Source organism: Ruegeria lacuscaerulensis (genome assembly GCF_013033355.1).
GTDB classification, from domain to species: Bacteria; Pseudomonadota; Alphaproteobacteria; order Rhodobacterales; family Rhodobacteraceae; genus Ruegeria; species Ruegeria lacuscaerulensis_A.
Genome location: NZ_WQDY01000009.1, coordinates 133,816 through 156,129 on the forward strand (window position 1 = coordinate 133,816; position 22,314 = coordinate 156,129).

Consider the following 22,314-nt stretch of genomic DNA (forward strand, 5'->3'; position numbering starts at 1 on the left):
GCTTAGCCGCAATATAGGTGGTCGCGTGGAGGAGACCACGGGAATTCGACAGGGTGAGGGGAAGATGAGCCATATTGTCGTGATCGGTGCCGGGCAGGCGGGTGCATCGCTGGTGGCGCGGCTGCGCAAAGACGGGTTTGAGGGCGATATCACCCTGATCGGGGCCGAGCCGCATCTGCCTTATCAGCGCCCGCCCTTGTCCAAGGCTTACCTGCTGGGCGAGATGGAGTTGGAGCGCCTGTTCCTGCGCCCCGAGAGCTTTTATGCCGAGAACAACATTACTCTGCGTCTGGGCCAGCGCGTGACTGCGATTGATCCGCAAGCCAAGACCGTGTCGCTGGGCGAGGAGGTCATTTCCTATGACGAACTGGCTCTGACCACCGGGTCCGACCCGCGCCGCCTGCCTGCCGCGATTGGTGGCGATCTGCAAGGCGTACATGTGGTGCGCGATCTTGCCCATATCGACGAGATGGAGCCGCGCGTGACCGACGGCGCCCGCGCGCTAATCGTAGGCGGAGGTTATATCGGGCTCGAGGCGGCTGCGGTTTGCGCCAAGCGCGGGGTCAAGGTGACCTTGGTCGAGATGGCCGACCGCATCCTGCAACGGGTCGCCGCACTTGAGACCAGCGATTATTTCCGCGCGCTGCATTCCGGATACGGGGCCGATATCCGTGAAGGCGTCGGGCTGGACCGTCTGCTGGGCGAAGATGGCAAGGTGACAGGCGCAATTTTGACCGATGGCACCGAGATTGCCGTTGATTTCGTCGTAGTCGGCGTGGGCATCGCGCCTGCGACTCAGCTGGCTGAAATGGCGGGGCTGGAGCTGGAGAACGGCATCAAAACCGACGCTCATGGCCGCACCTCGGATCCGTCGATCTGGGCGGCGGGCGATTGCGCGTCTTTCCCGCATGGCGAAGGGCGTATCCGTCTGGAGAGCGTACCCAACGCCATTGATCAGGCCGAGATCGTGGCCCAGAACATGCTGGGCGCGGCCAAGGATTACACCGCGACACCGTGGTTCTGGTCGGATCAGTATGACGTCAAACTGCAAATCGCCGGTTTGAACACGGGCTATGATCGCGTTGTGACCCGGCAGGGTGAGGGGCAGACGGTGTCCTTCTGGTATTACAAAGGCGATCAACTGATTGCGGTGGACGCGATGAATGACCCGCGCGCCTATATGGTCGGCAAACGCCTGATCGACGCGGGCAAAACCGCCGATCCGGCTGTGGTTGCCGACCCGGATGCGGACCTGAAACCGCTGCTCAAAGCGTGAGGATTATCGCTGGCGAATTCCGGGGCCGGGCCTTGGCCTCGGTCGGTAAAGGGGATGCCGGGGCGCATTTGCGACCTACGACGGACCGGGTGCGTGAAAGCCTGTTCAACGTGCTAAGCCATCAGATTGATTTCGACGGTCTGCGTGTGCTGGACCTGTTTGCGGGCACCGGCGCGCTGGGGCTTGAGGCACTGTCGCGCGGTGCGTCCCATGTGACCTTCGTGGATGACGGGCGTGTGGCGCAGGGGCTGATCCGCAAGAATATCGACCTGACTCGCAGTGCTGACCGAACCCAGTTGATTCGCCGCGATGCAACCCGGCTGGGTGACAATCCCGGCACGCCTTATGACCTGATCTTTCTTGATCCGCCTTATGGCAAGTCCATGGGCCAAAAGGCCATCGCCGCGCTGCCCGACTGGATCGAGGATGACGCCCTGATCGTGTGGGAGGAAAACGCCCCCATGCAGCCGCCTGAAGGGTTCATCCTGCAAGACAGTCGGAAATATGGCGACACGCATATCACGCTGATGTGGAAGGGTGGTACAGATGCATGATCTGGTGATCTTTGACTGCGACGGCGTGCTGGTGGACAGTGAGCCGCTGTCCAATCAGGTGCTGGTCGAAAACCTTTCACGCTATGGGCTGGACCTGACTCTTGAAGACAGTGTGGGGTTCTTTCTTGGCGGCACCATGACCGGGGTGCGTGATAAGGCTCGCGCGCTCGGCGCGGACCTACCCCAGGATTGGGTCGATGAAGTCTATGCAGAGACCTACGCGCGTCTTCGCGGCGGAGTGGACCTGATGCCGGGTGTTGCCGATCTGCTGGTCACGCTGGACGCGCAAGATATCCCATTCTGCGTCGCCTCAAACGGCAGTCCCGACAAGATGCAGATCACACTGGGCCAAAACGGACTGTGGGACAGGTTTCGGGATGTGGCCTTCTCGGCCCATGTTCTAAAGGTGGCGAAACCCGATCCAACCCTGTTTCTAACGGCGGCTGAACAGTTTGGGGCGAAAGCTCCCGTCGTGATCGAGGACAGCCCTAGCGGCGTCACCGCCGCAATGCGCGCCGATATGCGCTGTCTGGCTTATGCGCCACAGGGCGGAGGGCAAAAACTGGCTGATCTGGGGGCCGAGCTGTTTACGGATATGGCTCAAGTTCCGGTGATTTTGGGACTCTGACCCGGATGTGGTAAGCTGCGGTATGGATCGCGCACTCACCCCTCCGTTCTGGGCACCTTCGCAGGATGCCGACACCTCAACCAGCCCCGAGCGCAAGCCCTTGCGCGCCCCTGTGTTCATCCATGACGCCGTCATCCCGTGGCGGGATGAAACTTTGTTGCTGAAACTGCTCCGCGATCAGGCGCTTGATCAGGACGAATAGGTCGGGTGGAACATATCGCCCGGTGACAGGGTGAAAATCTCGACCCCATTGGCCGTTACACCCACCGAGTGTTCAAACTGCGCTGACAACGACTTGTCGCGAGTCACGGCGGTCCAGTCATCGGCCAGCGTCTTGGTCTCGGGTCGGCCCAGATTGACCATCGGTTCTATGGTGAAGAACATGCCCTCTTCCAGAACGGCACCGGTGCCGGGACGGCCGTAATGCAACACGTTGGGCGGTGCGTGGAATACACGCCCCAGACCGTGACCGCAGAAATCGCGCACGACGCTCATCCGGTGCGCCTCGACATAGGCCTGAATCGCGTGGCCGATATCACCGAAGGTGTTGCCGGGCTTGACCATCTCGATGCCCTTGAACAGGGCGTCATGGGTCACTTGAATCAAACGCTCGGCTTTGCGGGGCAGCTTACCGGCCACATACATGCGTGAGGTGTCGCCAAACCAGCCATCCACAATAACCGTGACGTCGATATTCAGGATATCGCCGTCTTTCAGCCGCTTGTCGCCGGGAATGCCGTGGCAGACAACATGGTTTACGCTGATGCAGCTGGCGTGCTGATAGCCCTTGTATCCAATGGTTGCCGAGGTCGCGCCCGCGTCCTCGACCATCTGGGTGATCAACCCGTCAATCGCGCCGGTGGTCTGGCCCGGGAACACATGCGGGGCGATATCATCCAGAATCCGTGCAGCCAAGGCCCCTGCCGCATGCATGCCGGCAAAGTCACCCTGTTCATAGATGCGGATACCGTCCTTGGTCAGGCGGCCACGATGCTCTTTCATCGACGCTAGGCTCCAAATGTTTCGCGCAGCACTTTGTTTACGCTGCTTGTGCAGAAAGTTCCAGAGGGCGATGGGTCGCGGGTCTGCAGATCAGTAAAAATGGTTTGATACTGCAGAAATTCAAGCATGCCTGCAGTTTAGATGCAATTGGATTGGCAGTCGGCGAGTAATTTCGCGCAGATCTTGTGATCTGCGCACTCGCAGAATGACGATAGATTCACGCTGTGCAACAAAGGACACGACGTTTGAAAAGAAACCTGATCCTCGCCCTTTGCGTCCTTGCCGGGTGCCGAGAGGAGGTGCAGATGCTGTCCGCGGATGACCTGTCTGCTTTGTTGACAACGGACCGCAAAATCGCGTTTCAGCGGTTTCATATCACCGGATCCGCCCGGATACATAGCGACGGCGGATTTCAAATCCGTGTGCCGCAGCTGGGGCAGGACACTGGCGATTGGTGGTTGGAAGGGAGTGAAATTTGCAGCCGTTGGGCCACTTTCCGACAGGGCCGCAAGCTGTGCGCGGTCGTGGGACTGGCAGAAGATGGCAGTTATCGCGGGTTCAATCCGCAAACCGGTGCATATCTGGGCGAATTCCGGTTCTCTGGTTAAGTTATGTGATTTGCCAGTCTTTGCCTGCGTCGACCCAAACACCTTGGGGCGAAATCGCCGTGCCGCAGATCAGCCGCTCCACTCCTCTAGCGGCTTCAAAAGCTGCCACATAGGCGGGATCGATGTCTGCAGCCAGAGCAAACCTGCCGCAATCGGTGCGCTGCACCAGATACAGCATGATTGCCCGATGTCCTTGTGTTGCCATCTCAGCCAACTCGCCCAAATGTTTGGTGCCACGCGCCGTGACGCTATCGGGAAACTCGGCCAGACCGGGTTGGCGCGACAAGGTAACGCTTTTGACCTCGACATAGGCGTCGGGCAGGCCGGGTTGGGTCAGTAGAAAATCAACGCGGCTGTTTTGTCCGTATTTGACCTCGGGCCGTACGGTTTCATAGGCAGCCAAAGCCGGGATGTCACGAGCCTGCAGTGCGGCGCGCAAGGCTTTGTTGGGAACGGATGTATCCACCCCGGTGAAATGCCCGTTTTCATGGTCGACCAGCCGCCAGCCGTATTTCAGCTTTTTCTTCGGGTCGTCATTGGGTTCCAGCCAGATTTTCTGGCCAGGCTCCGCTAGCCCCATCATCGAGCCCGGATTGGCACAATGGGCAGTCACCTCGCGCCCGTCTTCCAGCTGGCAATCGGCGAGAAAGCGTTTGTAACGGCGGATCAGGCGGGCGGGGACAAGAGGGGTTTCAAATCGCATGTCCCACGGCCTATACCTGCCCGTAGGGTCGATCAAGAGAGGGTATGCGCCATGGCCAATCCAACCGCTGCAATGCTGGTGATCGGGGATGAAATCCTGTCGGGCCGCACACGCGATGCCAATATGCACTATCTCGCCGGTGAGCTAACCAAACAAGGCATCGACCTGAAAGAGGTGCGCATTGTCAGCGACGACGCTCCGGCGATCGAGGCGGCCATCAAAGCGTTGGCGGACGCACATGACCATGTTTTTACCAGCGGTGGAATCGGCCCGACACATGACGATATCACTGCCGATTGCATCGCACGGGCCTTTGGTGCGGCCATTGATGTGCGCGCTGACGCCCGGGCTCTGCTTGAAGCACATTATAAAAATTCCGGGTTAGAGCTGAACGCGGCTCGCTTGCGCATGGCACGCATCCCGGATGGCGCGACCCTGATCGACAACCCGGTATCGACAGCACCCGGTTTCACGATCGAGAACGTGCATGTCATGGCCGGGGTGCCTTCGGTGTTTCAGGCCATGGTGGCCAGCGTTTTGCCGGGCCTGACCGGTGGAAGCCCGCTACTGTCTCAGACGCTGCGCGTCAATCGCGGCGAAGGCGACATCGCGGGGCCTCTGGCCGTCTTGGCTGCTGATTTTCCAGATTTGGCGATTGGCAGCTATCCATTTCAGGTCAACGGTGTCTTCGGTGCCAATATTGTCGTCCGAGGCACCGATGGGCCGCAAGTCGATGCCGCAATCACCCGGCTTGCGAAAGAGCTTCAGCTTTGACGCGCTGGGCCAGTATCGTTGATGGCACATGGCCTGCCGCACGGTACGAACGGCTTGGGCCGTTTCAACTGCGCGAAGGGCAGGGCGGCGGTTCTCGTGTGTCGGCGGCCAGTGCTCTTGGACCGGCGACCGAGGCACAGATCGACTCGGCCGAGACGGCGATGCTGGCGATGGGTCAGAAGCGCATCTTTTGTTTGTGGCCCGGCGATGAGGTGCTTGATCGGCAACTCGAGAACCGAGGCTATGAGGTTCTGGACGCCGTCAATATCTATTCCTGCCCGGTTGGTCACTTGACGGATATCCCGATTCCGCGTGTGACAGCCTTTGCCATCTGGGATCCGCTGGCCATCATGAATGAGATCTGGGCCAAAGGCGGGATCGGACCTGCGCGATTGGCCGTGATGGCTCGTGCCACGGGGCCGAAAACGGGTCTGCTCATGCGGCGTTCGGATCAACCCGCAGGTACGGGTTTTGTCGCCATGCATGACGCTATTGCCATGGTCCATGCGTTGGAGATCCTGCCCGATCATCGTCGCCACGGGTTGGGAAAATGGGCGATGCGTGCAGCTGCGTTCTGGGCGCAGGAACAAGGCGCGCAAGCCCTAAGCGTAATCTGCACCAAGGCAAATGCTGGGGCCAATGGTCTCTATCACGCACTTGGAATGGAGATCGTCGGAGAATACCATTACCGTCAGTGTATCTAAGGAGAAAAGCCTGACGTGACCGACCATCCTTTGCCGACTGCGCTGAATTTACCGATGGCTGATCCTCTGCCACCCGAAACGCAGAGGTATTTCGATATCTGCGTCGAAAAGCTGGGATTTGTGCCTAACGTGTTGCGGGCCTATGCCTTTGATGTCGACAAGCTGAACACCTTTACCGCCATGTATAACGATCTGATGTTGGCCGATAGCGGGTTGTCCAAGCTTGAACGTGAGATGATTGCAGTGGTCGTTTCGGCCATCAACAAGTGCTTTTACTGCCTTGTGGCGCATGGGGCTGCGGTGCGGCAGATGTCGGGCAACCCCCAACTGGGCGAGATGCTGGTGATGAACTACCGGGTCGCGCCTCTGGACGCGCGGCAACGGGCGATGCTGGACTTTGCACGCAAAATAACAACCGCCAGCGCCGAGATCGAGGAGCCCGACCGCCAGCTTTTGCGCGACGTGGGGTTCAGCGATCGCGATATCTGGGATATCGCCAACGTCACAGGCTTTTTCAACATGTCAAACCGGGTCGCCAGCGCAACAGCGATGGCTCCGAATGACGCGTATCACGCGCAGGCCCGATGATCCGCCGCGCGGTCCTGATATCCATGTTGCTGGCGGGGTCGGCGGCGGCGCAGGAAGTTGCTTTGCCGTCGGGGTCGCGTCTGGTGAGCGATCGCACCAGCGCACTGGACAGTTATAACATGCCCATCGGTCGCTTTGAATCGGGCAAAGTCCCAGATCGCGTGATTGAAGGCCGGGTTGAGCGGTTGACGTGGCGATTGCAGTCCGGGTCCAGTACGACCCTGCAGATACTGGCGCCACTGCGTCAGCAAGTCGTGGATCAGGGTTTTGACATAGCATTCGAATGCGAGGCGATTACCTGCGGTGGCTTCGATTTCCGTTTTGGCACCGAAGTCGTACCCACGCCCGACATGTATGTGGCCATTCAGGACTATCGCTTTCTGTCCGCCACACGCGGCGAAGAGGCCCTGAGTTTGCTGGTAAGTCGTACCCCCCCCGATGGCTACGTGCAGATGATCCGTGTGACGCCTGTGGATGCACCCGAACCGCCTGCGCTGGTTGTCGAAGAAACGGTAAATCAGGCCGGTGGTCTGCTGTCCGAGCTGGAGCAGAACGGTCATGTCATTTTGGACGACCTGCATTTCAGAACCGGAGAGATTACGCTGGGCGAAGGTCCCTTTCCGTCGCTGGCGTTGATTGCGGCCTATATGTCCGAAAATCCCGATGTTCGGCTGGCGCTTGTCGGGAACACCGACGATACCGGCACGCTCGAGGCGAATATCTCGGTCAGCACGGGGCGGGCGCAGGCTGTCCGGGTCCGATTGATTGAGGGTCATGGCGTTGCGGGAAATCGTCTTGAGGCCCGCGGGATTGGGTATCTGGCACCGATGACAACGAACGCGACGCCAGAAGGCCGTGATCAGAATCGAAGGGTCGAGGCAGTCCTGCTGGTGAATTGAAAAAAAGGCCCGCACTTTCGTACGGGCCGTTCAGTCTTCACCGGGGAGAAATTACCAATCCATTGGTCCTCTGTCCTTGAAGGACTCGACCAGGAAATCAATGAATGCACGTACTTTGGGTTGCGTAAAGCGACCAGGCGGATAGACCGCAAAGACACCCTGAACCTCGTCTGGCAAAGATGGCATCGCGTCCAGAACTTTGCCGGATTTCAACGCACTGGCATAAAGGTAGCTGGGCAAATGCGCGATCCCAAGGCCCGAGATCGCCGCGTTCAGCAGAGACTGCCCATCATTCACGCTCAACCAGCCGGCGGTCCGAACCTGACGCTTTTCGCCAGACGGGGCGGTCAGCTTCCAGACATTGCCCGAAGACTGGCTGGAATAGTGCAGCAGCTTATGTTCGTTCAGGTCATCAATCTTCTGCGGTAAGCCGTATTTTTCCATATAGCTTGGCGCAGCAACCATTCGTTTCACGGTTTCTGTTAGTTTGCGTGCGCGCAAGGTGCTGTCTTCCAGCTCTCCGATACGCACCGCGACGTCGAAACCTTCCGAGATCAGTTCAACGTAGCGGTTGTTGAGGACCATGTTGACGGTGATATCGGGATAAGCTGACAAAAACTCGGACAGAACCGGTGACAGGTGATTGACGCCGAAATCGGTCGCCACACTGATCCTGAGCAGGCCGGACGGAGCGGACTGCATTGACGTAACCAACGCATCGGCTTCGCCTGCGTCATTGAGCACCCGACGGGCACGGTCGTAATACGCAAGGCCAATCTCGGTCGGTGAAACACGGCGCGTTGTGCGGTTTAAAAGGCGTGCGCCCAAGCGCGCCTCCAAGCTCGAGACGTGCTTTGACACGGCCGATTTGGAGATGCCCATTTTTTTCGCCGCATCAGTGAAGCCACCCTGGTCCACCACGTTGGCAAAGGCTTCCATTTCGGTCAGTCTGTCCATTCTCGTTCCCCAGGTCTTTTCGTTTCAACCAGTTTGGCCAGCAATCTGGGCGGAAACAGGGCATATTCGGGATAATAAAAGGGATTTAAAACGGATCGTTCGAATATAGGAAACGTGGAAACGGTGGTTTCTAAATTCGCCACAAACCCAATAAACGCTGGGTTTTATGGGGATCAAGGCAAATATGCTAAGATGAGAATGGCAAATTTGTGACCAAGGAGGAGATTATGAAAGCCTTTTTTTCCATCGTTGCTCTGATGTTTTCTGCCAGCATCGTTCTGGCCGCAGGAGAGACCCCATCGAACCCAGATGCCGAGGTTTATTTCGTTAATCTGTCCGACGGTGATTCCGTGCAATCCCCAGTAACAATCGTCTTTGGCCTGAACGGCATGGGTGTGGCGCCTGCCGGGACAGAGGCCGAAAATACCGGCCATCATCACCTTTTGATTGACCGTCCGCCTCTGGGGCAGGGCGAGGATGGCGCGGATGAGCTGGCCTATGGTCTGCCCGCAGATGACAACCACATCCATTTTGGCGGCGGCCAAACCGAGGTGACGCTTGAGATGGCCCCTGGAGAACACACGCTGCAGCTGGTGTTGGGTGATGCGGGACATGTGCCCCATAATCCGCCCATCGTCTCCGAGGTGATCACAATCACCGTCGAATAAAAGCAAGTCGGGCCCCGCAACGAGGCCCGGCTTGCCGCTTTAGAAACCAGCCGCCAGTCGTGTACCCTGATTGATTGCGCGTTTGGCGTCCAGCTCCGCCGCCACATCCGCGCCGCCGATCACATGCGGGGTGATACCGCGTTCGATCAGCGCATCCGCAAGGCTGCGGTCCGAGACCTGACCGGAACACAAAACAATCGTATCCGCCGCGATCACGGTCGGGTCGGCACGCTCTTCGCCAAAGCTGACATGCAGGCCGTCATCGTCGATGCGTTCATAATTCACGCCGCCGACGAAATTGACGTCCTTCATCTTCAGCGTGGCGCGGTGGATCCAGCCGGTTGTTTTACCCAGACTCTTGCCATGCGCTTGCTTCTTTCGCTGCAGCAGAGTCACCTGGCGCGCAGGCGCGGCGGGTTGCGGGCCTTCGGGGGCCAGACCGGCGCGATGCTCGGCGGGGTCGGTGACGCCCCATTCCTTCATCCAGGCAGGCAGGTCAGTGGTAATGCTGTGGCCGTCCTCCAGCAGGAATTCGGACACGTCGAACCCGATACCACCCGCGCCGATCACGGCGACGGATTTGCCGACCTCGGCCTTGTGGCGCAGCACGTCAATATAGTCGATCACGTTGTCCCGATCCTGTCCCGGAATCTGCGGGTCGCGCGGGGTGACGCCGGTGGCAATGACCACCTCGTCAAAGCCGGTCAGGTCGTCAGCCGTGACTTCGCGGTTCAGTTCGACCTTTACTCCAAGATCAGCGATCATGGTGCGGAACCAATCGACCAAACCCCAGAACTCTTCCTTGCCGGGCACCTGTTTGGCCATGTTCAGCTGGCCGCCAATTTCGCTGGCGCGGTCGAACAGGGTAACGTCATGGCCGCGCTGGGCGGCGGTCATTGCGGTGGACAGACCCGCGGGGCCTGCACCGACGATGGCCACGGTTTTGCGGGTCTCGGCGGGTTCGATCACCAGCTCGGTCTCGTGACAAGCGCGCGGGTTGACCAGACAGGATGTCAGCCTGCCGCTGAACGTGTGGTCCAGACAGGCTTGGTTACAGGCAATACAGGGCGCGATCTTGGCCGCGTTGCCGTTCATCGCCTTGGCGACGAAATCCGCATCCGCCAACATCGGACGGGCCAAGGAAACCATGTCAGCACATCCGGTCGATAGAACGTCTTCTGCCACTTCGGGCGTGTTGATCCGGTTCGAGGTGATCACCGGAATGCTCACCTTGCCCATCAGCTTTTTCGTCACCCAGGCAAAGGCCGCGCGGGGAACGGATGTGGCAATGGTCGGAATCCGCGCCTCATGCCAGCCGATGCCGGTGTTCAGGATAGTGGCACCGGCCTTTTCGATCTCTTGCGCCAGTTGCACAACCTCATCATGGGTCGAGCCATTGGGCACCAGATCAATCATCGACAGGCGATAGATGATGATGAAATCGCTGCCCACGGCCTCACGCGTGCGGCGCACGATTTCAATCGGCAGGCGCATCCGGTTTTCATATGATCCGCCCCAACGGTCGGTGCGTTTGTTGGTATGGGTCACGAGGAACTGGTTGATGAAATACCCCTCGGACCCCATGATCTCGACGCCGTCATAGCCTGCCTTTTGGGCCAGCGTGGCGGCGTTGACGATATCGGCGATCTGCTTTTCGATCCCGTCCTCATCCAGCTCATTGGGCGGGAAGGGTGAGATGGGCGATTTCACCGGGCTGGGGGCCACGCATTTAGGACCATACGCATAGCGGCCCGCGTGCAGGATCTGCATGGCGATCTTGCCGCCCGCCTCGTGTACGCGCTGGGTCACGATGGAATGCTTGGCGACCTCATCTTCATTGGTCATCATAGACGCGCCGGGCAGGACCGAGCCTTCGAGGTTCGGGCCAATCCCGCCCGTCACCATCAGCCCAACTTCGCCGCGTGCACGGTCGGCATAAAACTCGGCCACCCGGTTCCAATCGCCCGTTTCCTCGAGCCCCGTATGCATCGAACCCATCAGGACCCGGTTTTTCAGAGTGGTGAAGCCCAGATCCAGCGGGGCCAGCATGTTTGGGTACGCAGTCACGGCGAACTCTCCCTCTCGGTTGTTTGAGCGTTAGATTGACGTTCACGTCAACGTTGTCACGTGAAACCTAACGTCAAAGTCTTTGCTGTTAGTCTGGCAGTTGATACAGAACCTGCATAGGAAAATTACGAGGCCGAGCATGACCCCCGACCAGATCGCTAAACTGCCCTATCGTCCCTGTGTCGGGTTGATGCTCATGAATGCAGAGGGCAAGATTTTCGTCGGGCAACGTAATGACCGCCACAAGGACGCATGGCAGATGCCGCAGGGTGGTGTGGACAAAGGTGAAGACCCGCACGATGCCGCCCTGCGCGAGTTGTGGGAAGAAACCGGCGTGACCGCAGATCTGGTCGAGGTGGTGGCCGAAACCCCCGGCTGGCTGCCATATGATCTGCCTCATGACATCGTGCCGAAGATCTGGAAGGGGCGCTATCGCGGGCAGGAACAGAAATGGTTCCTGCTGCGTTTCACGGGGCGCGATGATCAGATCAATATCGAAACTGAACACCCGGAATTCACCCAATGGAAATGGCAGGAGCCCGCACATCTGGTGGACGAGATCGTGCCTTTCAAGCGGGGCGTTTACGAACAAGTGGTCGCCGCTTTTGCGGATCACCTGGACTGAGCGATTTGTTCAAACCCGTCCGGTTTGAGCCGCACATGTGCATTCTGACCAGCGGGGTCCAACTCATATAATTCAGGCTTGGATTTCAGGTATTGCCGCCAGGTTTTCTCGGGGCGGTCGCTAATCCTGATGCCGTGCTGCCGGTGCATTTTGGCCCCAAGGATGGTCAGTTGCATCCCTGTCCCGGTTTTGCTGTTGCTCGCAATAATATTGCGGATTTGGCAATCCAAATCCGAGACCGATTTGGGTCGCAGCGCCTTAGGTTCCGAAAGTATTAACTCGACGAAACGAACACAGGACGCGCGTATGCTTTCAGGAGTTTTGCCCTCACCTGCACCGATTGTGGTCACGCCACGCTCGCGCAATCTCCGGTGCAGGTGAACGAAGTCCCCGTCCGAGCTTGCGATCACGACAACGTCGATACCTTGTTGCAGAGCCACGTCCATCGCGTCGATGGCAAGCAAAAGATCGGTCGCGTTCTTTCCGCTTCCGCTGTGGATCAGTTGAAAAGCGCCGACCTCATGCCAGGAGGAATTGCGCCTTGCATTCATGTATACCCGCGCGAAGTCCACCCGACCCGCCTGATGACCGGCCTGTAGGATCATATCGCTGTGATGGGCACTCAAATTGTCGCCATCGACCAATACGGCAACGCGCTGTGTCATGCGTATTAAATATCCTTTGTTCAATTCTCGGTTTGATAGTTTCGGTTTAAGGCGAAACTTGGGCCCCCCCCCTTCACTCACCCTGCGACAACTTGCCGTGAGGGGGCGTAGTTCGCACGTCGGCCCGTCTCTAGCTTGGTGCGCATGAGAGACACCGTTCACAGCCCCCCCGCCATCGTCCCCGCCGGGCGCAAATTCACCGGTTCCGACCGCCGCGCGCCTCTGCGCGAGGGATTGCAAAGCTGTGGGGAATATCACGCCGGGCAGACGGCGGGGCGGTTCTATCCTATCGCCTGCGTCGCGCTTGAGGTCACGCAGCGATGTAATCTGGATTGCACGCTGTGCTATCTCTCGGACCGGGCCGAGATGACCTATGACCCGCCTCTTTCGGTTCTGTTCGCGCGGTTGAAGACGATCTACAGCCACTATGGTACCGGAGTGTCGGTTCAGCTGACTGGGGGCGACCCGACCCTGCGCAAGGTCGAAGACCTTGAGGCGCTGTGCCGCGAAATCAAGCGCTTGGGGATGCGGTCGTGCCTAATGACCAATGGTATCCGCGCCAGCCGCGCTTTCCTGACGCGGTTGGCGGCGGCGGGGCTGGATGATGTGGCTTTTCACGTGGATATGACGCAAGAGCGCAAGGGGTTCACCTCCGAGGTCGAGCTGAACACCGTCCGCCGTGCTTATATCCGACGCGCGCGCGGGTTGGGCCTGCGCATCCTGTTCAACACCACCGTGTTCGAGGGGAATTTTGATGACCTTCCCGCATTGGCGCGGTTTCTGCGTGACCGACCCGAGGTCGCCTTTGTCTCGTTCCAGATGCAGGCCGATACCGGGCGCGGTGTGTTGCGCGAACGGCCCGAGATGATCACGCAGGACAGCGTCGCGCGTTCGATTGAAGCTGGATACGAGGCCCCGCTGCATTTCGGCACGGCAGCTGTAGGGCATTCCAAGTGCAACAGTTATGCCAGTGTTGTAACAGCAGGCGGGCGGGCTGTTTCGTTGTTGTCAAACCAACCGCTGGTGCATCGGGTGATGACAGCGCTGGAAGGGGTGGACGACAATCAGGATGCCCATATCCGCATTCGTCCCAAGGTCATGCGAATGATCCGGCGGCATCCTTTGCTGGCCTTGCGCGCATTGGGTCAACTTGGGCTGAGCATCACTCGTCTGGGCACTGGTCTGCTGCGTGGCCCGGTGAGGAGGCAGGCGGTTTTCATTCACAATTTCATGGCGGCAGATCAGTTGGACGAGGATCGCTGCGCCTCGTGTGTGTTTATGGTGGCCACGGCGAATGGGCCGCTGTCGATGTGCGCCCACAACGCTCAACGCGATATGCACTTGGCCAGTCCTGATCGTCTTGACGGGCCCACCGGCCCAAGCTGGTGGAACGCCGCTGTTCCGCGCTTGTCGAATGGGCCGGACCTGCCCGAGCTTAGCGACCCAGCTCTTGCCCCGATGAAACGGCTGAAAGGGCAGATGCGCGCCCTGCGCCAAATCCGAAAGGATGCCTCATGAGACGTTTGCTGATCCTTCTGTTGCTGCCCTTGCTGCCCGCCTGTGCCAGTGTCGAACGACTGGCCCTTCCCGCGCCCGAGCCTTTGGCAAATAGCGCTCTGACCCGCGCAGCCCAACCACCCGGAGAGCGTGTGGATCACCGCGACTGGACCGCCTTTCTGAACCGCTATGTCGCACCCGATGCGCAGGGGGTGAATCGCGTGGCTTACGGGCAGGTCTCGGCCGACGACAGGGTGCGTCTGGACGGGTATATCGAAGATTTGCAAGCGGTGGACCCTGCGGCGCTGACCCGTGATCAACAGTTGGCCTATTGGATCAACATGTACAACGCGGTGACGGTGGATGTGATCCTTGAAAACTACCCCGTCGCCTCGATCCGCGACATCAAGGACGGGCCGCTGTCGATCGGGCCGTGGAACCGGCCTCTGGTCACGGTCGCTGGGCAGAGCTTGACTCTGAACGAGATCGAGCACCGCATCATCCGCCCTGAATTCAACGAGCCGCGCATTCATTATGCCCTGAACTGTGCCGCGGTGGGCTGCCCCAACCTGATGGACCGTGCCTGGCAGGCCGACACGCTGGAACGTGACTTTGCCGCCGCCGAACGCGCCTATATCAACGACACGCGCGGGGTCCGATTCAATGACAATGGCGGGCTGATCCTGTCCAAGATCTTCATCTGGTTCCGAGAGGATTTCGGACCGAACGAGCAGGCGGTTCTGGCGTATATCCAGACTGCCGCCGATCCGGATCTGAAGGCACGATTGCAGGACGTGCCGCGTGTTCGGGCCTATCAATATGATTGGGCCCTGAACGACGCGGCAGCGGGGTCTTAGGCGCTTACAGCAAGCCTTCTGCCCGCAGCAGCTCCTGCATGTTTGCCTCGGGGCGGGGGCCGATATGGCTGATCACTTCGCGGGCGCAGACGTTGCCGATCTTGGCGCAGGTCTCGTAATCGCGGCCCGTGGCCATACCAAACAGGAACCCTGCCGCGAACTGATCGCCCGCACCGGTGGCGTCCACGGGCACAACCTTTTCCACTGGTACATCCACGCGCTGACCGCCGAACAAAACCGTCACGCCATCACCCGACCGGGTACATACGACCAGAGGGCAAATCGCGGCGGTTTTGGCCAGAGCGTCCTCAAGATCATCGGTTTCGAACAGCGATTTGATCTCGGCCTCGTTGCCGATCACGAAATCCAGCTCGTTCTCGATCAGCAGCAGGAAATCGACCCGGTGACGTTCCACGCAGAACGGATCGGAAATCGCGATCCCCGCCTTGCCTCCGCCCCTGTGACAGGTGCGCGCGGCCTCAAGAAACGCGGCTTTGCCCTTTTCCTTGTCGAACAGATACCCCTCAAGGAACATGATCTGGCTGTTGCCTGACACGTCCTCGGATACGTCCAGAGATGACAGTTCCGATGAAATGCCCAGATAGGTGTTCATTGACCGTTCGCCATCGGGCGAGACAAAGATCATCGAGCGTGAGGTCGGCAGCTCGCCACCCGGCACCGGCGGGTTGACGAAATCAACCCCGTCCTCGTTCATCGCATCCGCATAGAACCGCCCCAGCGCGTCGTCATGCACCCGGCCAATGAAGGCCGCATCCAGGCCCAACGCACCTGCACCCGCGATTGTATTCGCGACCGAGCCACCCGGCGTCTGCACGCGCCCCTCCATCGAGGCATAGAGCACTTCACCGCGTTCCTGCTCGATCAGCTGCATGATGCCTTTTTCGATGCCCATCAGCTCCAGAAAGCTGTCATCGGCCTGAGAGATCACGTCCACAACGGCGTTGCCGATACCGGTGAGTTGATACGTTTTCATAGGGTCTTGTCCTCGAATTGACAGAGATCGCGGATGATACAGGTTCCGCACAGTGGTTTGCGCGCCTTGCAGTGATAGCGCCCATGAAGGATCAGCCAGTGATGCGCGTGAAGTTGAAAATCTGCGGGAATATTGTCTTCGACGGCGCGCTCGACCGCGTCCACGTCTTTGCCGGGGCAGATACCGGTACGGTTCCCGACGCGAAAGATATGCGTGTCCACCGCCTGTGCCGGTTGCCGCCACCACATGTTCAGCACCACATTGGCCGTCTTGCGCCCGACACCGGGCAGCGATTGCAGCGCGGCGCGGGAATTGGGCACTTCGCCACCATACTCATCGACCAGAATACGACTGAGTTTGATGACGTTCTTGGCCTTCTGGCGGAACAGGCCGATGGTCTTGATATGCTCGGTCAGGCCCTCTTCGCCCAGATCCAGCATCTTTTGCGGCGTGTCGGCGATTTTGAACAGCTCTTTGGTGGCTTTGTTGACGCCCGCATCGGTGGCCTGCGCCGACAGCGCGACGGCGACGACCAGAGTGTAGACGTTCACATGATCCAACTCGCCCTTGGGTTCGGGGTCGGCGTCCTGAAAACGCGTAAAGATCTCGCGGATCGTGTGGTAGTCGAGTTGCTTTGCCATCCGGGCCTTAATGCCGCCCAAGGGCCTGTGACACAAGCCCAAAGCCAATGCGCAGGTTTCGGGTCGCGGGGATGAGCGTGGCGGGATATGGTCGGGGACAGAAGATGAGGTGAGATATGAACGTCCAGACACCGGAAAGCGGATACCATTACAACGTCATGCGCCGCGCGATCGAGTTGATTGATCAGGGCGGCGAATCCCTGTCGCTGGACGAGCTGGCCCGCCAGATGGACATGAGCCCGGCCCATTTTCAGCGCCTGTTCTCGCGCTGGACCGGGGTATCGCCGAAACGCTATCAGCAATATCTGACGCTGGGCCACGCCAAGGCGCTGCTGCGCGAGCGGTTCACCACGTTGGAGACGGCGCATAACGTGGGGCTGTCCGGGTCCGGTCGCCTGCACGATCTGTTCCTGAAATGGGAATCCATGAGCCCCGGCGAATATGCCCGCAAAGGCGATGGCCTGACGATTTGCTGGGGCTGGTTCGACTGCCCCTTTGGCCCGACTTTGGTGATGGGCACCGACAAGGGCATCTGCGGCATGGCCTTTGGCGCGGAAACCGGCGAAGCGGCGGCGATGGAGGATATGACCTCGCGCTGGCCCAAAGCCCGCTATGTCGAGAGTGCCGAAAAACTGCGCCCCTGGGTCCAGGCGTCATTTGGTGCCGATCGCGCGGTGACGCCGCTGCACCTGATCGGCTCGCCCCTGCAGATCAAAGTGTGGGAAGCGCTGATGCATATCCCTTCGGGGCAGGTCACGACCTATTCCGAGATCGCGCAGCGGGTGGGGTCACCACAGGCGGTGCGGGCCGTGGGCACGGCGGTTGGGCGCAACCCGGTCAGCTGGCTGATCCCCTGTCACCGGGCGTTGCGCAAATCGGGCGGCCTGGGCGGTTATCACTGGGGTCTGCCCGTCAAACGTGCGATGCTGGCCTATGAAGCCGCGCAGGCGGATGCCTGAAACAGAGCGAGGCACCGCAAGGTGCCTCACTATTGGATCACTAGGGATGCTTACTCGGCGGCCCAGCCGCCGACGGCTTTGACCTCAAGGAAATCCTCCAGCCCCCAAACGCCGCCTTCGCGCCCGTTGCCGGATTGCTTCATCCCGCCAAACGGAGACCCAGCACTGCGCGACTGGCCGTTCATCTCAACCATGCCGGATCGCAGCACGCGGGCCATGCGGTTGGCGCGGTCACCGTCCTGTGTCTGGACATAGTTGGTCAGGCCATAAGGCGTGTCATTGGCAATCTCGACGGCCTCTTCTTCGGTGTCGAAGGGGATCATGGTCAGGACCGGGCCAAAGATTTCCTCTCGCGCGATGGTCATCTGGTTGGTGGCGTCGGCAAAGACGGTGGGGCGCACGTAGTAGCCCTTGTTCAGACCCTCGGGCCGTCCGGTGCCACCGGCAACCAAACGAGCGCCTTCGTCGATGCCCTTCTGGATCAGGTCTTGTATCTTAGTCCACTGCAGTCCGTTCACTACGGGGCCGATATGGCGACCTTCTTCCAGCGCGGGACCGACGGCGACTTTGGCGGCCACCTCGGCTGCGGTTTCAACCGCTTGGTCATAGATCGGGCGCTGAACCAACATACGGCTTGGCGCATTACAACTTTGGCCGGTGTTGTTCATCATGTGCAAAACGCCACGTTTGACCGCTTTTTCATCGGCGTCCGCAAAGACAACGTTTGCGCCTTTGCCGCCTAGTTCCAGATGCACTTTCTTCAGTGTATCTGCTGCATTCTTGGAAATCGCAGTTCCCGCGCGGGTCGAACCTGTAAAGCTGATCATATCCACGTCCGGGTGCGCCGACAGCTGAGACCCCACGCCCACACCATCACCGTTCACCAGATTGAACACGCCTGCAGGAAAGCCTGCCGCGTCCATCATCTCGGCGAAGATCATCGCGTTCAGGGGGCTTTGCTCGGACGGCTTCAGCACCATCGTACAGCCTGCAATCGCCGCTGCGCCAACTTTCAGGGTAATCTGGTTCATCGGCCAGTTCCATGGCGTGATCAATGCGGCAACACCCACCGCCTCGTAGATGATCCGGTCATTGGGCGCATGATCGCCCAGCGGGCGTTCAAATTGGAATGCCTTTGCGGCGCGGATAAAGTTCTTAAGATGGTAAACCCCTGCGCCTGATTGCTGCGTACGGGCCATGTCGATTGGCGCGCCCATTTCCATAGACATCGCCTGCGCAAGGTCTTCTGAACGTGATGCGTAGACCTCGACCAGTTTCTCGACCAGAGCGATGCGGTCTTCTACCGGGGTTCCCATCCAGCCCGGGAGGGCCGCCTTTGCCGCCGCTACAGCAGCGTCGGTATCCGGTTGTGATCCAAGGGAAATGACCGCACAGGGCTCTTCGGTCGAGGGGTTGATGACTTCGAAATCATTGGTCGCTGCAGGACTTGTCCATTCGCCATTGATGTAGAAGTTACGCTTTTCGATCATGCTGCAACCCTTTCGTAGTTGACCCGACCGGTTGGTCGGTTTTTCGCCGCAACCTTGTCACCATGGTAGACGCCGGGCAAGGGACAATTCCGTGTGGGCTTCAAATCGAAATGCGTGAATTTAAACTCGATCTGGAAACAGCAGTTTAACTTATGGGCAAATTGATTAAGTTCTCATCAGGCTTACCAGTATCAGAAGGAGAGGCCCCATGGGTTTGCGTATCAATGACACCGTCCCGAATTTCACCGCAGAAACGGATCAGGGCACCATTCAGTTTCATGACTGGATTGGCGATAGCTGGGCGATTCTGTTCTCGCACCCAAAGGATTTTACCCCTGTCTGCACCACCGAGTTTTCCGCCGTTGCGCAGTTGAATGACGAATGGGCGGCGCGAAACACCAAGGTTCTTGGCGTCTCGGTCGACGGCGTAGAGGACCACAAGAAGTGGAAAAAGGACATCGAGGCTTACGGCAACGCCAATCCCGGTTTCCCTATCATCGCTGATGACGGGCTTGCGGTTTCAAAAGCCTTTGACATGCTGCCCGCCGAAGCGTATTTGCCCGACGGCCGTACCCCTGCAGACAGCGCCACGGTGCGCTCTGTCTTTATCATTGGCCCCGACAAGCAATTGAAGCTGTCGATGACCTATCCGATGACAGTGGGCCGCAACTTTGCGGAAATCCTGCGTGCGCTGGACGGTCTGCAAATGAGCAGCAAGGGCGTTGCAACCCCGGCCAACTGGGTACCGGGCGAGGACGTGATTATCCCGCCTGCAGTTTCCAACGAAGAAGCCAAAGAGAAATTCGGCGAGTTCGAAACGATCTTTCCCTATCTGCGCAAAACCAAAGCGCCAAGCTAATACACAGAGCGGGGCGTAAAGCCCCGCTTTTTTAACTGCGCGTGTTAGGCGTTAACCCGCTGAGGGTGTTGCATCAGTTTTGCCCTGTATGCCGCGCGTTTGAACTCGCGTGTCAGCTTGTCGCTGACCGGGGGTCGGAATTGAATAGTCGAGCCGCCAATCTCGCCCGCGACTTCCTGATTGCCGCTGCCTTGCAAAGAATGGATCGGTTGTCCGGTAAGCCAATGCATCTGCAGGAACGTATCTATCGGGCGGTCGATTCGATTTGTCACCGCAAGCAAACGTTCCGCAGCCCGACGCCCGACCAGTTGGCAGACGCATTGCAAGCCAATGACTTTGGGCAAAATAAGCCTCAAATCCTTTCGTCTTGCCAGCACCTCCGCAGCGGTTTCACGCTGTTTGACAGGGATACGTATGTAGTGATCCGGAGTGGCAATCGGCTTGATCAGCTCAAGGGCCTGCTTCATGCGTTCTGGGTCGATGCGCAGGTCGTCTTCGGTGGTGATGGCCAGATCAATCTTTTCATCGACCATTTTTTGCCAAATTCGCCGATGGCTTTGAAACACTCCGATCTCGGCCGGGCGCAATTTAAACGGGTATTCGGGGCGGTGCAGATTACCCGGAAATAGTTGGACATCGTTTATTTGTTGCGGATCGCGACCATCCACGGCCTCGATTAACTCGCCATTTGGCAGATCCTGGCACAGCTTTGCAGCGTTCTTCTGCCGGGCGGTGCTGGAGGACATATGAATGATAAATGAACGCATGCCCCCGTGCATAGAGCACAGGAACACGCGGGGGAAGAGAAACCGGAGAGAAACTCTTCCCCTATGCTATCAGAACTGCTGGCGGACACCGAAATTTACGCTAAACGCGTCGATATCGTCTTCGACAGTTCCGGTCAGCGCTCCGTTCGGGGCCAGACGATCAGACGAAACGTCAAAGGCGCGCGAATAGCGGGTATCCAGCGTCAGAGAGGTGTTGGCGCTGACGTCATAAGATACACCTGCGATGATCTGGGCTGCAAAGGTCGTGTCGCTGTCGTCCAGTTCGACACCCGGACCATAGGCGAAATCCAGGTCGGTATAGGTCGCACCCAGGCCCAGGCCTACGTAAGGGGTGAAGGCCCCGGCCTGCTTGAAGTCGACCAGAACGTTCGCAAACAAAGAAGTCTGGGTCACATCGCCCGAAACGTTGCCTTCGGCGGCCGGGCCGTTTCCGGAAAAGTTCACACCGTCCACATCGTTGTCACGATAAGACAGTTCCAGTTCGATCCGGGTACCAATGGTGTCGTTGCTCCATTGCGGGATCTCTTTGCCAACGGCCACACCCAGGCCGAAACCACCGTCGAAATCGGTGTCGACATTTTCTGGGCCGCCATTGACGGTGCCGCTGAAGTCGCTGTCCTGCAGCTGGCTGTAACCAGCGAAGCCCTGAATATACAGGCCGTCTGCCAGACTCTGTGCCGACAATGCCGATGCGCTGATCGTCAGTGCCGCCGAGGCGAGAAGAATACGCTTAACCATGTCCATGTCCTTTGTTCCAAATGGTTATGAGCGCACATGTGGGCGAACGCTTCGGCAATAGGAAGGCATGAAGGCTTCACTTCGATTCACAGGTATTTGGGGCTGTGTGAGCGAATAATCGCAACCCGTGTTGTCATACGTTTTGCGGGGCTGACAATTCCACCGGTTGCATTACTGCATCCTGAATTGCGCGTACAGGTTGAACGGGCCGCAGTCGGTCATAAACGATGTGAAATACATAGGTATAGACGGAGTATGTGATCGTCAGGCCGAGGTTGAAGGCCAGCGCGGTTTTTAACGAATGCCCTCCGACATACATCATCAACGGGCACGTGATGATCACCGCTGTGACCTCGTGCAGAACGGCGTGAATAATTCGCATCCGGTGCGGCCGGGCGCAGGCCAAACGGCAGGTTTGGTTCCTTTCCAGCAGGTCGAACAAGGTGTTGAAGACCGGAGACCATATCAGAATGACGATGGACAGCAGTGTGATCAACGCAAATCCATGCGCCATAGAAGATCCGGCGATATAAGCGTAAACCGGTGAGACAAAAGCAATGCCTATAAGCTCAAAACTGCCGGTTTGAATGACGCGTTCTTTGAACGTCCTCAGTGTCATGACCCATCCCTTCACACACATGATGACCTTGCTAATTCGGTCTTTTGTCCGAACCTGTCTTGTAGGTCGGCAGGAAATTGTTTCCCTTGGGTAAACTGTCATGCTGAGATCTCGTTGGCTGTGAACTTGGACACAGACCTTTGAGGCGTTTCAG

Annotated in this window: 26 protein-coding genes; 15 read left to right on the top strand and 11 right to left on the bottom strand. The window is 58.7% G+C overall.

Annotated features, from left to right (window positions below; genetic code table 11):
• Positions 1-64: 64 nt before the first annotated feature.
• From GOW48_RS15990 to GOW48_RS16005, 4 genes are read left to right on the top strand one after another with little or no spacing between them, the layout of a single operon-like run.
• Complete coding sequence (locus GOW48_RS15990; protein WP_170755219.1) at positions 65-1,276, top strand: NAD(P)/FAD-dependent oxidoreductase; 1,212 nt, start codon at positions 65-67, stop codon at positions 1,274-1,276.
• Positions 1,273-1,830 (top strand): 16S rRNA (guanine(966)-N(2))-methyltransferase RsmD, encoded by a 558-nt coding sequence (rsmD, locus tag GOW48_RS15995; protein ID WP_170755220.1) that lies wholly within the window; start codon positions 1,273-1,275, stop codon positions 1,828-1,830. The genes GOW48_RS15990 and rsmD overlap by 4 nt, the downstream gene beginning before the upstream one ends.
• Positions 1,823-2,458, top strand: coding sequence for an HAD family hydrolase (locus GOW48_RS16000; RefSeq protein WP_170755221.1), 636 nt, complete (start codon positions 1,823-1,825; stop codon positions 2,456-2,458). The genes rsmD and GOW48_RS16000 overlap by 8 nt, the downstream gene beginning before the upstream one ends.
• 22 nt (positions 2,459-2,480) lie before the next feature.
• A complete protein-coding gene (locus GOW48_RS16005; protein WP_170755222.1) occupies positions 2,481-2,660 on the top strand; it encodes a hypothetical protein in 180 nt (59 codons plus the stop codon).
• On the opposite strand, the gene map is transcribed toward GOW48_RS16005, so the two are convergent.
• Entirely contained in the window at positions 2,648-3,460 is an 813-nt protein-coding gene (map, locus tag GOW48_RS16010; RefSeq protein WP_170755223.1) for a type I methionyl aminopeptidase, read from the bottom strand. The two genes, GOW48_RS16005 and map, sit on opposite strands and share 13 nt — an antisense overlap.
• A gap of 305 nt (positions 3,461-3,765) precedes the next feature.
• On the opposite strand from map, the gene GOW48_RS16015 reads away from it, so the two are divergent.
• On the top strand, positions 3,766-4,068 hold the full coding sequence (locus GOW48_RS16015) for a hypothetical protein (protein ID WP_170355958.1): 303 nt from the start codon (positions 3,766-3,768) through the stop codon (positions 4,066-4,068).
• A 1-nt stretch (position 4,069) separates the two neighbouring features.
• Here GOW48_RS16015 and sfsA read toward each other — a convergent pair whose 3' ends face one another.
• Positions 4,070-4,771, bottom strand: coding sequence for a DNA/RNA nuclease SfsA (gene sfsA, locus GOW48_RS16020; RefSeq protein ID WP_170755224.1), 702 nt, complete (start codon positions 4,769-4,771; stop codon positions 4,070-4,072).
• A 51-nt stretch (positions 4,772-4,822) separates the two neighbouring features.
• Here sfsA and GOW48_RS16025 point away from each other — a divergent pair, with 51 nt between their 5' ends.
• From GOW48_RS16025 to GOW48_RS16040, 4 genes are read left to right on the top strand one after another with little or no spacing between them, the layout of a single operon-like run.
• The gene (locus GOW48_RS16025; RefSeq protein ID WP_170755225.1) at positions 4,823-5,545 is read left to right on the top strand and encodes a competence/damage-inducible protein A; all 723 of its coding nucleotides are present in this window, start codon (positions 4,823-4,825) and stop codon (positions 5,543-5,545) included.
• Positions 5,542-6,249: a GNAT family N-acetyltransferase gene (locus tag GOW48_RS16030; protein WP_170755226.1), complete on the top strand. Its 708-nt coding sequence runs from the start codon at positions 5,542-5,544 to the stop codon at positions 6,247-6,249. The genes GOW48_RS16025 and GOW48_RS16030 overlap by 4 nt, the downstream gene beginning before the upstream one ends.
• A 15-nt stretch (positions 6,250-6,264) precedes the next feature.
• Entirely contained in the window at positions 6,265-6,837 is a 573-nt protein-coding gene (locus tag GOW48_RS16035) for a peroxidase-related enzyme (RefSeq protein WP_331251826.1), read from the top strand.
• Positions 6,834-7,736 (top strand): OmpA family protein, encoded by a 903-nt coding sequence (locus GOW48_RS16040; RefSeq protein ID WP_170755227.1) that lies wholly within the window; start codon positions 6,834-6,836, stop codon positions 7,734-7,736. Before GOW48_RS16035 ends, GOW48_RS16040 begins: the two co-directional genes overlap by 4 nt.
• Positions 7,737-7,787: 51 nt before the next feature.
• Here GOW48_RS16040 and GOW48_RS16045 read toward each other — a convergent pair whose 3' ends face one another.
• The gene (locus GOW48_RS16045; RefSeq protein ID WP_170355969.1) at positions 7,788-8,693 is read right to left on the bottom strand and encodes a LysR family transcriptional regulator; all 906 of its coding nucleotides are present in this window, start codon (positions 8,691-8,693) and stop codon (positions 7,788-7,790) included.
• 227 nt (positions 8,694-8,920) lie between these two features.
• On the opposite strand from GOW48_RS16045, the gene GOW48_RS16050 reads away from it, so the two are divergent.
• On the top strand, positions 8,921-9,361 hold the full coding sequence (locus tag GOW48_RS16050; protein WP_170755228.1) for a DUF4399 domain-containing protein: 441 nt from the start codon (positions 8,921-8,923) through the stop codon (positions 9,359-9,361).
• 39 nt (positions 9,362-9,400) lie between these two features.
• Here the strand turns inward: GOW48_RS16050 and GOW48_RS16055 are convergent, their stop codons facing one another.
• Entirely contained in the window at positions 9,401-11,428 is a 2,028-nt protein-coding gene (locus GOW48_RS16055; RefSeq protein WP_331251827.1) for an NADPH-dependent 2,4-dienoyl-CoA reductase, read from the bottom strand.
• Positions 11,429-11,567: 139 nt separating this feature from the next.
• Here GOW48_RS16055 and GOW48_RS16060 point away from each other — a divergent pair, with 139 nt between their 5' ends.
• Positions 11,568-12,053 (top strand): RNA pyrophosphohydrolase, encoded by a 486-nt coding sequence (locus GOW48_RS16060; protein WP_170755229.1) that lies wholly within the window; start codon positions 11,568-11,570, stop codon positions 12,051-12,053.
• Here the strand turns inward: GOW48_RS16060 and GOW48_RS16065 are convergent.
• A complete protein-coding gene (locus GOW48_RS16065) occupies positions 12,041-12,718 on the bottom strand; it encodes an NYN domain-containing protein (protein ID WP_170755230.1) in 678 nt (225 codons plus the stop codon). The genes GOW48_RS16060 and GOW48_RS16065 overlap by 13 nt on opposite strands.
• A 144-nt stretch (positions 12,719-12,862) precedes the next feature.
• Here GOW48_RS16065 and GOW48_RS16070 point away from each other — a divergent pair, with 144 nt between their 5' ends.
• Entirely contained in the window at positions 12,863-14,236 is a 1,374-nt protein-coding gene (locus GOW48_RS16070; RefSeq protein ID WP_170755231.1) for a radical SAM protein, read from the top strand.
• Positions 14,233-15,072, top strand: coding sequence for a DUF547 domain-containing protein (locus GOW48_RS16075; protein ID WP_170755232.1), 840 nt, complete (start codon positions 14,233-14,235; stop codon positions 15,070-15,072). Before GOW48_RS16070 ends, GOW48_RS16075 begins: the two co-directional genes overlap by 4 nt.
• 4 nt (positions 15,073-15,076) lie before the next feature.
• Here GOW48_RS16075 and GOW48_RS16080 read toward each other — a convergent pair whose 3' ends face one another.
• Positions 15,077-16,066, bottom strand: a complete 990-nt coding sequence (locus GOW48_RS16080; RefSeq protein WP_170755233.1) for an adenosine kinase — start codon at positions 16,064-16,066, stop codon at positions 15,077-15,079.
• A complete protein-coding gene (nth, locus tag GOW48_RS16085; RefSeq protein WP_170355982.1) occupies positions 16,063-16,707 on the bottom strand; it encodes an endonuclease III in 645 nt (214 codons plus the stop codon). Before nth ends, GOW48_RS16080 begins: the two co-directional genes overlap by 4 nt.
• A 116-nt stretch (positions 16,708-16,823) precedes the next feature.
• Between nth and GOW48_RS16090 the strand changes: the two genes are divergently transcribed.
• On the top strand, positions 16,824-17,666 hold the full coding sequence (locus GOW48_RS16090; RefSeq protein ID WP_170755234.1) for a bifunctional helix-turn-helix domain-containing protein/methylated-DNA--[protein]-cysteine S-methyltransferase: 843 nt from the start codon (positions 16,824-16,826) through the stop codon (positions 17,664-17,666).
• Positions 17,667-17,716: 50 nt separating this feature from the next.
• On the opposite strand, the gene GOW48_RS16095 is transcribed toward GOW48_RS16090, so the two are convergent.
• Complete coding sequence (locus tag GOW48_RS16095; protein WP_170755235.1) at positions 17,717-19,156, bottom strand: aldehyde dehydrogenase family protein; 1,440 nt, start codon at positions 19,154-19,156, stop codon at positions 17,717-17,719.
• 208 nt (positions 19,157-19,364) lie between these two features.
• Here GOW48_RS16095 and GOW48_RS16100 point away from each other — a divergent pair, with 208 nt between their 5' ends.
• Complete coding sequence (locus GOW48_RS16100; protein ID WP_170355987.1) at positions 19,365-20,015, top strand: peroxiredoxin; 651 nt, start codon at positions 19,365-19,367, stop codon at positions 20,013-20,015.
• A gap of 44 nt (positions 20,016-20,059) precedes the next feature.
• On the opposite strand, the gene GOW48_RS16105 is transcribed toward GOW48_RS16100, so the two are convergent.
• From GOW48_RS16105 to GOW48_RS16115, 3 genes are all read right to left on the bottom strand, one after another.
• Complete coding sequence (locus GOW48_RS16105) at positions 20,060-20,782, bottom strand: glycosyltransferase family 25 protein (RefSeq protein ID WP_170755236.1); 723 nt, start codon at positions 20,780-20,782, stop codon at positions 20,060-20,062.
• Between the two features lie 69 nt (positions 20,783-20,851).
• Positions 20,852-21,541 (bottom strand): outer membrane protein, encoded by a 690-nt coding sequence (locus GOW48_RS16110; RefSeq protein ID WP_170755237.1) that lies wholly within the window; start codon positions 21,539-21,541, stop codon positions 20,852-20,854.
• Positions 21,542-21,674: 133 nt separating this feature from the next.
• Positions 21,675-22,160, bottom strand: a complete 486-nt coding sequence (locus GOW48_RS16115; RefSeq protein WP_170755238.1) for a PACE efflux transporter — start codon at positions 22,158-22,160, stop codon at positions 21,675-21,677.
• Positions 22,161-22,314: the final 154 nt, after the last annotated feature.